This is a genomic window from Brevibacillus sp. BD137 (assembly GCF_041644655.1).
GTDB classification, from domain to species: Bacteria; Bacillota; Bacilli; order Brevibacillales; family Brevibacillaceae; genus Brevibacillus; species Brevibacillus brevis_D.
This window is the reverse complement of sequence record NZ_JAOTNO010000004.1, coordinates 531,799-537,966: the sequence shown is the minus strand read 5'-3', so window position 1 is coordinate 537,966 and position 6,168 is coordinate 531,799. Positions and strand designations below refer to the sequence as shown.

Below are 6,168 nucleotides of genomic sequence, written 5' to 3'. Positions count from 1 at the left end.
ACTTCAGGGCGGCTCTACTTCTAAACGCTCTTACTTCATTTCATTGATTTCAGCGCGGATTTTCTCTACAAACGCATCCACTGTCATCGCGCCTTCATCGCCCACTCCGCGTTTACGGACGGACAGTGTACCGTCAGCCACCTCTTTTTCACCGATGACCAGCATGTACGGGATTTTTTCAACTTGTGCTTCACGGATTTTGTAGCCGATTTTCTCATTGCGGCCATCCAGCTCTACACGAATACCGGCTTGTTGCAGTTTTTCTCTTACTTGTTCTGCATATGGCATGTGCACTTCGCTGATGTTCATGATGCGTGCTTGGATTGGTGTCAGCCAAATCGGGAATGCACCTGCGTAGTGCTCGATCAGGATACCGATGAAGCGCTCCATGGAGCCGTACATCGCACGGTGCAAAACAACTGGACGGTGCTTCTCGTTGTCTTGACCAACATAAGTCAGGTCAAATTTCTCAGGCATTTGGAAGTCCAGTTGGATCGTTCCACATTGGTGACGGCGTTTCAGCGCGTCGGTAATTTGGAAGTCGATCTTCGGTCCGTAGAACGCACCGTCTCCGTCTTTGATCTCATAGGCCATACCGAGCTCTTCCAACACTGTTTTCAGAGAGCTTTCTGCTGCTTCCCACAGCTCATCAGAGCCCATGGAATCTTCCGGACGAGTGGACAGAGCCACACTGTATTCGAAGCCAAATACCTTGTAGATGCTGTCAATCAAAGTGATCATGCCTTTGATTTCGCTCGCGATCTGATCAGGACGGACAAACACGTGCGCGTCATCCTGGCAGAAGGTACGCACCCGCAGCATTCCATTCAACGCCCCGGAGTACTCATGACGGTGAACTTGCCCGAACTCAGAGTAACGGATCGGCAGGTCACGGTACGAATGCATCTCGTTTTTATAGATCAGCATGTGACCTGGGCAGTTCATTGGCTTCAAGGCGTAAGTCGCGTTATCTACTTCAGAGAAGTACATGTTCTCTTTGTAGTGATCCCAGTGACCAGATTCTTTCCAGAGACGCTCGTTCATGAGGAACGGAGAGCGCACTTCTGTGTATTGTGCCAATTGTTGCAGACGGCGGGAGAATTGCTCCAGCTCGTTGCGAACAGTGAAACCTTTTGGCAGGTAGAACGGCATGCCTGGTGCTTCCTCGGAGAACATGAACAGGCCCAGTTCTTTACCCAATTTGCGGTGATCGCGCTTTTTCGCTTCTTCGATGAAGTGCAGATATTCATCCATGTCTGCTTTTTTCGGCCAAGCTGTACCATATACGCGTTGCAGAACTTGGTTTTCTGCTTTTCCGCGCCAGTATGCACCTGCCACGCTCATCAGCTTGAATGCTTTGATGAAGCCAGTGGACGGCAAGTGCGGTCCACGACAGAGGTCGAAAAATTCGCCTTGCTCATACAGCGTGATAGTCGCATCCTCTGGCAGGTCGCGAATCAGCTCCAGCTTCAGATGATCGTTCAGTTCTTGGAAAATCGCAGTTGCTTCATCGCGGCTTACGACTTTGCGACGAATCGGCAGGTCTTCCTTCACGATTTTTTCCATTTCTGCTTCGATTTTGCCTAAATCCTCTGGGGAAAGGGAAACCGGAATATCCATGTCGTAGTAGAAGCCATCCTCAATCACAGGACCGATTCCGAACTTCACTTCAGCGCCGTAAATACGTTTTACCGCTTGAGCGAGCAAGTGAGCTGTACTGTGGCGGTATACTTCCAATCCGTCGGCAGAATCGAGGGTAACGATTTCAATCGCTGCGTCATCTGTGAGTTCTGTGTACAGATCAACAACCTTGCCGTCTTTTTTACCAGCTACTGCCTTTTTCTTCAGGCTAGAGCTAATGGAGCCTGCGATGTCTTCGATAGTAATCCCAGCGTCGTATTGACGAACGGCTCCATCTGGGAAAGTAACATGAATTTGTGCCACTGTGGATTCTTCCTTCCTGTATCTGTTTTGGTTGAGAATATAAAAAAACACCCATCCCCAAAAAGGGACGAGTGTGTTCTCGTGTTACCACCCTACTTCAAGTCTGCGCACAAAAACAGACTCCTCATTCCATGTAACGGTATCTAACCGGCATACCGATAGTAAAAGCCTATGCTTCGTTCCCGGCAGCTACTCGAAGGTGGTAGATCAATAACAGTTCGCAGCGAGCTTCCAGCCTGTGGCCCGCCTCTCTAGAGCGTCCTTACTATTGTCCGTGTCCTTCTCATCGTATTTATAAGCGATGTAAAGTTGTTGTTGCTATTATAGTTTAGAGGGATTATTCCCGTCAAGTACACGTCGCTCGGATAAACATAGGGAACAAGAGTGGCAAGTAATGAGCCGACCGTCAAAAATACTGCGGATCGTCTGTACAAGCCCAGGCTTTTCCGAAGCCATATGGAGCACGATACTCTCAGGAGCCAGTGTAACCAAAGCACTGACCAAATAATCCTCGTCTCGGCATTTTTGTTCGTCCATGTTCAGAACAGTATCCAACTGTTCAAGCCAAAGACGATCCCCTTTTTTATCATAAAGATGGAAAGGTTTGTCCACACTAGGAACGACATGAACGATTTCCTGCTTGGTTTCCTGTACAGCAATGAAATAGCGCAGCAGTTCGACAAACTCTTGGTATTGCTTGTCTTCCAGATATTCGTCAATACCCGTTTCCACGAGTTCGAACAGCTCGTTCCAATGCTCCTGCAGTCGAAAGCGGATGAAGCCCAATACGTTGATCGTTCTCTCCCACTCCAGATAGGAGAAGACATTGCGATATACGTTTGCCTTGCGTGTCGTAGCCGTTAACAGTTCCCCGCCATCCAGCTCGACTTCTTGGCACATGCGTTGAATATAAGGAAAAATTTCCGCCCACTCGGTTTCCATCTGCTCGGCAGCGAGTAAGTCTGCGGCCATTTCTTCCATGATTTTCGGTTCCTTCACCTGAATGACCCATTCGGCTAATGTAAGAGCAACGAAGGCTCTTGCCCAATCGATGGTCTGCGCGTCATACTCACTCTCACACCAGCTTTGAAAGTAGAACAAGAGGTATCCATTCTCTTCTTGCTCCCTGTATGTAATGCGCACCGGTGCAGTGTTGACCCGCTCCGTCATCTCATTTACGATAGCCCGATACGTGTCACAATGCTCAGGGACATTCTCCAGCAATACGCGAAACGTCTGCATAACCATCCCCCCAACCCGCCATTGTAGTTACAGTATATGTCCCGTCAGGAGCGATATACTTTTAAACGGTTGGAAACTCAGGGAAGGTTGCAGGTAAAAAGTTCCTGATTAAAATGCCAAAAAACGCTTCCCTGCCAGTTTCCCTTTGTTAACAGGGGACAGAGAAGCGCTTTTTGGATTTATTGTTTTTTTAGTTTTGCATGACAAAATCACGTTCTGCCATCTCGCCGTCTTTGAAAACGCGCAGGATGTCATACTGTGTGTTGCGCTGTGCAGGAATTTTGCCTGCGCCGCGAATCAGCTCCAAAATTTGGTTCGTGTTGACCTTGTACGTACATGCTGCTGCGGAAACAACGTTTTCTTCCATCATCGTTTGGCCGAAATCGTTCGCTCCATAAGAGAGAGAAAGCTGACCGTAATGCGGGCCCATTGTCACCCAAGAAGATTGGAAGTTTTCGATATTATCCAGCATGAGGCGGCTGATTGCCAGTGTTTTTAAGTACTCCTCCGGCGTGTTGTTGACAGCCTTCATGTTGGTGTTGTCCGGTTGGAAGGTCCAGACGATGAACGCTTTGAATCCGCCTGTCTCATCTTGTGCATCGCGGATGCGCAACAGAGAAAGTACGCGCTCCTCCATCTCTTCCCCAAAACCAATGACCATGGTAGCTGTACCCGGCAAGCCTGCACGGTGTGCGGCTTTTTGGGTATCAATCCACTCAGTCCACGAGCCCTTCAAACGGGAAATCTTCCGACGTGTACGATCATCGAGGATTTCGCCACCCGCTCCCGGCAAGGAATCGAGACCTGCTGCCTTCAGCTCTTTCAGCACTTCCTCGACAGACATGTTAGAAACTTCCGCGATTTTCATCACTTCCGCCACAGACAGAGAGTGCATCGTAATCTGCGGGAAGCGCTCTTTGATCGCACGCAAGAGGTCGGTGTAATAATCCAGCTTTAGATCAGGATTGGTGCCGCCTTGCATCAAGATTTCTGTACCGCCTACATCAACGGTCTCCTGAATCTTTTGGAAAATCGTCTCTCTGGGAAGAACGTATCCTTCAGAAGAGCCTGGGGGACGGTAAAAAGCACAAAAACGGCAATACGTGTCACATACGTTCGTGTAATTGACGTTGCGACTAATAACAAAGGTCGCAATCGGATCTGGATGATGCTTCTGCATAACCAGATTGGCGTAATGTCCGATCTTTTCGATTTCATTGCTCGCAAACAAAGCCAGACCGTCTTCGAGACCCAGACGTTCACCTGCGAGAGCACGTTCCAATATAGAATCGATCATAAGGATCACTCCTTGTACCATACGTAAATTCCATCCCACATCATAACACAATACCGGGACATCGGCTATAGCCCGAGGTGCTGGCAGATACACCACCATACGCGAAAAAACCCTGCAAGAGACAGGGCTTGGACTCGCAATGATTCTTATTCTTCTTCATATCCAATCTGTTCGTACACTTCTGGCTCCCAGTAAATCACGGTTTGCGCTAATGGCAAATTCGTTTCGCGCGCTCCGTTTGGTTTTCCATTAAAATAGATGATTTCTGTTATGGATACCCGATCACCACGTACGTCAATTTCCCCTGATACTTGCAAGTTAGTCCCGTTTGGTGCATAGAAAACGACTTTTCCCGAACCCAATGTTTTCATTGGTTCCTCCCATGATGTTTGTCCTGTTTCCCTACATTTTAGTGGATAATCTTTCCTAGCGTCAATGAAAAAGCAAGGACTTCATTACCAATATTCCGACCTAGGATCATCTCATTGGACCACTCATTTTTTAACCGTCTCTGTAACTTGATGATGATTCCGATTAAAATATATCTTCGATTGTTTATTGTGGGTCAAAACCAAAAGAAGGGTTATATACAAGAGGGCGATCAAGAAAGTTCCATTGCTTATATCCAGTAAAATCGCCAAACTTATGCAGACAATCGACGACTTTAGTAACCTCATCTGTATGAAGATGAACAATACAGTGGTGATGATCAGTGGAAACATTAATCTTCCTTGCATTCTTCCTAACACGTAGCTTTGATCCAACATATCTTCTGGCATCGTCACCGCATTGAAAACCATTTTACTGGCCCAGTGGCTCAAGTTCATCGGATCTGCCTGTGAAACCACAAAATAGAGGCCTCCCAATACGATGACTTGCAACAGCATAAACCCTTGAATGACTTTGATCGATAATGGCATTTTCATTTAATAAATATCCCTTTCGTCATGACATTCCACACTTACTTATATTCGGGATATTTTGGAAGTCGCTTGATGGGCCAATCGTCCTATTTCCTCATTTTCCCTTCCAGCATCTAACTTCAGTTGTGGTCTTTCTTTGGACAAACTGGCATAAGATGGCTACAATAGAAAAAACCCCGTAAGGAGATGCTCATGCTCGAACATATCACACAGCTATTCATGCAATATGGGATGTGGGGACTCGCGGCCATGGCATTTTTGGACTCATTTATCAGTCCAATTCCTCCGTTTTTTATGCAAATTGCGATGAGTCTGCTCGATCCAGGCTCAGCGATTCAGTTTGCGACAGTAGCCTTTACTGCTTCCGTCCTCGGCGCTCCCATCGGATTTTTGTTGGGGAGATGGCTGGGAAAACCACTTTTGCACAAGATTCTCCCTGAAAAATGGGTTATCGTAGCGACGGAAAAATTCGCAAAAAACGGGGATGCTGCCGTCCTAATCGGTGCTTTTACCCCCATTCCTTTCAAGGTTTTCACTGTGCTCTCTGGCGTATTCAATTACTCGCTGACCAAGCTCATGTTTTATGCGATCATCGGGCGGGGATTGAAGTTTTTCTTGATTGGCACCTTGTTTTATTTATACGGAAATCACGCAAAGGTTCTGATCGATGAATACTTCGAGATCACGCTGTTGGCGGTAGCAGCAGTGGTTGCTGCGACCTGGTTTATTTGGAGCATGCGCCGCAAGCGGTACGCGTAAAAA

General features: G+C 47.4%; 6 protein-coding genes. 1 reads left to right on the top strand and 5 read right to left on the bottom strand.

What is annotated here, in order from left to right; all coding sequences use genetic code 11:
* Positions 1 to 30: 30 nt before the first annotated feature.
* From thrS to ODZ53_RS12495, 5 genes are all read right to left on the bottom strand, one after another.
* Positions 31 to 1,944, bottom strand: a complete 1,914-nt coding sequence (thrS, locus tag ODZ53_RS12515) for a threonine--tRNA ligase (RefSeq protein WP_372677401.1) — start codon at positions 1,942 to 1,944, stop codon at positions 31 to 33.
* A 321-nt stretch (positions 1,945 to 2,265) separates the two neighbouring features.
* Entirely contained in the window at positions 2,266 to 3,186 is a 921-nt protein-coding gene (gene ytxC / locus ODZ53_RS12510; RefSeq protein WP_173605913.1) for a putative sporulation protein YtxC, read from the bottom strand.
* A gap of 190 nt (positions 3,187 to 3,376) precedes the next feature.
* Positions 3,377 to 4,483, bottom strand: coding sequence for a cyclic dehypoxanthinyl futalosine synthase (gene mqnC, locus ODZ53_RS12505; RefSeq protein WP_172140802.1), 1,107 nt, complete (start codon positions 4,481 to 4,483; stop codon positions 3,377 to 3,379).
* 146 nt (positions 4,484 to 4,629) lie between these two features.
* Complete coding sequence (locus tag ODZ53_RS12500) at positions 4,630 to 4,854, bottom strand: hypothetical protein (RefSeq protein ID WP_012685327.1); 225 nt, start codon at positions 4,852 to 4,854, stop codon at positions 4,630 to 4,632.
* Positions 4,855 to 4,977: 123 nt separating this feature from the next.
* Complete coding sequence (locus tag ODZ53_RS12495; protein ID WP_142495527.1) at positions 4,978 to 5,409, bottom strand: hypothetical protein; 432 nt, start codon at positions 5,407 to 5,409, stop codon at positions 4,978 to 4,980.
* Positions 5,410 to 5,598: 189 nt separating this feature from the next.
* On the opposite strand from ODZ53_RS12495, the gene ODZ53_RS12490 reads away from it, so the two are divergent.
* Positions 5,599 to 6,165 (top strand): YqaA family protein, encoded by a 567-nt coding sequence (locus tag ODZ53_RS12490; RefSeq protein WP_016739068.1) that lies wholly within the window; start codon positions 5,599 to 5,601, stop codon positions 6,163 to 6,165.
* Positions 6,166 to 6,168: the final 3 nt, after the last annotated feature.